The sequence below is a fragment of the Vibrio sp. YT-19(2023) genome, from assembly GCF_033337395.1.
The window spans coordinates 1-936 of record NZ_JAWOQN010000221.1 but is presented as its reverse complement, the minus strand read 5'-3'; the positions used below and the strand labels follow the sequence as shown (position 1 = coordinate 936).

Sequence of the window (936 nt, the reverse complement as noted above, 5' to 3'; positions counted from 1 at the left end):
TTTTCTATGTGAACCAAACCCTTAGCGATTTTGAACTGCTTGGCTAAGAACTTGGTGAGGTGAGCATTGGCTTTGCCATCGACAGGCGGTGCAGTGATGGCGATTTTGAGCTCTTCACCGTGCAAGCCGACGATCTTATCGCGGCTTGCTTTTGGTTGAATATAAAGCTTAAGGACGATGTCCTCGCCATCTTGCCAAACTGCTGCGGACATTACAGTTGGAACCAAATAGGACCAATGATATCGCCCATCAAGAAGTTTGCGAATTGCAAACCGATGAACAGAACCAGCACGCTCAAATCCAAGCAGCCAAAAGCAGGAAGTACGCGACGAATTGGTGCGCACATTGGCTCGGTTAATTGATGGAACACGTATTCAATTGGGCTACGACCTTGGCTCACCCAGCTTAGGATTGCGCGAATCAACAATACCCAGAACAGAAGGCCACCAGCAGCTTTTAGTAGCGATAACAAACCCAAGAATAGGAAATCAACGCTGAAAGAGACAGAGCCGTTAGACGCAATCAGAATCAGCGCGACAAATTTCAATACACACAGCACGTAAGCGAACAGAACCGTTGCAAGGTCAATATTGCCGATAGATGGAATAACACGACGCAGTGGGCCAATGACTGGCTGAGTCGCTTTTACAATAAATTGCGAGAACGGGTTGTAGAAATCTGCACGTGCAGCTTGCAACCAAATTCGCAAAATCACGACCATGATATACAGGTCAAATAGGGTTGAGATGAGAAAACTCATTGAATTCATAAGGTACCCTTAACAAGTAGTGGATGATGTTTCTTGAGAATCATCCAGATAATTAAAACAGTTTTTCCATTTCTTCTGCGCGAGCAACCGCAGCTTGCATGGCTTTTGCAACGATGTCCGTTAACTGATGTTCGTTGAATGTACGAAGTGCTTCGGCGGTTGTGCCG

Annotated in this window: 3 protein-coding genes; all 3 read right to left on the bottom strand. The window is 45.9% G+C overall.

Translation table 11 applies throughout. The annotated features are described in order from the left end of the window. Positions 1–212: DUF167 family protein (locus R7E78_RS25010; RefSeq protein ID WP_318058457.1), on the bottom strand; the 212-nt coding region annotated here is incomplete at its 3' end. Then, positions 212–769, bottom strand: coding sequence for a YggT family protein (locus tag R7E78_RS25005; RefSeq protein ID WP_228096251.1), 558 nt, complete (start codon positions 767–769; stop codon positions 212–214). The genes R7E78_RS25005 and R7E78_RS25010, both read right to left, overlap by 1 nt. 52 nt (positions 770–821) lie before the next feature. After that, positions 822–936 (bottom strand): pyrroline-5-carboxylate reductase dimerization domain-containing protein (locus R7E78_RS25000; RefSeq protein ID WP_318058458.1); only part of this gene is annotated, 115 nt, incomplete at its 5' end.

Coding starts and splice junctions, on each gene's coding strand:
- R7E78_RS25005 (WP_228096251.1), bottom strand. CDS start 769: ATGAATTCAATGAGTTTTCTCATCTCAACCCTATTTGACCTGTATATC.